The sequence below is a fragment of the Endozoicomonas arenosclerae genome, from assembly GCF_001562015.1.
Lineage (GTDB): Bacteria > Pseudomonadota > Gammaproteobacteria > Pseudomonadales > Endozoicomonadaceae > Endozoicomonas_A > Endozoicomonas_A arenosclerae.
Genome location: NZ_LASA01000296.1, coordinates 1 through 1,324 on the forward strand (window position 1 = coordinate 1; position 1,324 = coordinate 1,324).

The window sequence follows — 1,324 nt, forward strand, 5'->3', positions numbered from 1 at the left end:
CCGATCGGCTTCACAGTGACCTGAATGGCCCTGCCATAAAGAAAATCTGTGAGCGGGCTTATCAGCAAGGCGACCAACGCTACGAGCGTCTGGCGACTATCTCTATCTCCCATCTCTACAACCTCAGGAAGTCGGTCACTTATGAACGGGTAAGAGGGCATAAAGACACTACTCGGGCGTCGCAAAGCACTATTGGCATACGCCGCCGTCCGAACCCCGAGGGACAGCCAGGGTTTATCCGCGTGGATACTGTACATCAGGGTGATAAGGACGGCGTGAAGGGACTCTATCACATCAATGCAGTTGATGAGGTCACCCAGTATGAGGTGGTTTGCACGGTTGAAAAAATCAGTGAACGGTATCTGATACCTGTTCTGGAGGGCTTGTTGGCAGGGATTCCGTTTAATCTGCTGGAGTTCCATTCAGATAATGGGTCAGAGTTTATCAACCACAACGTGGCGAAGTTGCTGAACAAGTTGAACATCCAGTTGAGTAAGTCTCGCTCCCGTCATAGCAACGATAACGCCYTGGTAGAARCCAAGAATGGTYCGGTCATCAGGAAGYTGTGGGGTCACGCYCATATCCCCCGGCMCCAKGCCAAAMAGTTTAATCAGTTTGACCGGGACGACCTGACTCCTTATCTGAACTACCACCGCCCCTGTTTTTATCCAGAAACCCGGATGGACGCCAAGGGCAAGGAGAAGAAGGTGTACCGCTATGAAAACATGATGACCCCTTACGAAAAGTTCCTGTCACTGAAGGAACCAGAACAGTACCTGAAAGAAGGGATTACACTGGACCAAAGTAAATGATCCACGTTCTTAGAACGTGGTTTTGCTTTATGCCCCCCCTATAAGGGGGCTGAAACCGCCAGCCTTCAGAGAAGGCTGGTGAGAGTTGCCCCAAGATTGCAGATTATTTCCTGAAATCTCTCTCCTGCTGGAGACGTTCTTTCTTTTCTTGGTACTTCACATATTTACGGATCATTTCTGCATCTACTCCGACAGTATCGACACAGTAGCCTTTTGACCAAAAGTGATTACCCCAATACGGTTTCTTCTTGAGGTACGGAAATTTCGTAAACAGCCTCAAAGCTGTCCGCCCCTTCACCGTTCCCAGAAGCTTCGATATCGAAACCTTCGGAGGCACTTTTACCAGTAAATGCACATGGTCATTCTGGATATTCAGTTCCACTACCGTACATCCAAGCTGACTACAAAAGACCTGAATGCTGTTATAAACCTCGGCTTTCACTGCCCCGGTCAGGACTCGAAACCTGTATTTTGGCACCCAAACTATATGATATTGGCAATGCCAAATGACA

At 48.7% G+C, this 1,324-nt stretch carries 2 protein-coding genes; one reads left to right on the forward strand and one right to left on the reverse strand.

Features of this window, described 5'->3' with window-relative positions; genetic code table 11:
- Positions 1–812, forward strand: an 812-nt coding sequence (locus tag WG89_RS28840) for a DDE-type integrase/transposase/recombinase (protein ID WP_153301908.1), incomplete at its 5' end; no start/stop codon positions are given.
- A 103-nt stretch (positions 813–915) separates the two neighbouring features.
- Here the strand turns inward: WG89_RS28840 and tnpA are convergent.
- On the reverse strand, positions 916–1,324 hold a 409-nt coding region (tnpA, locus tag WG89_RS28845), incomplete at its 5' end, for an IS200/IS605 family transposase (RefSeq protein ID WP_079254122.1).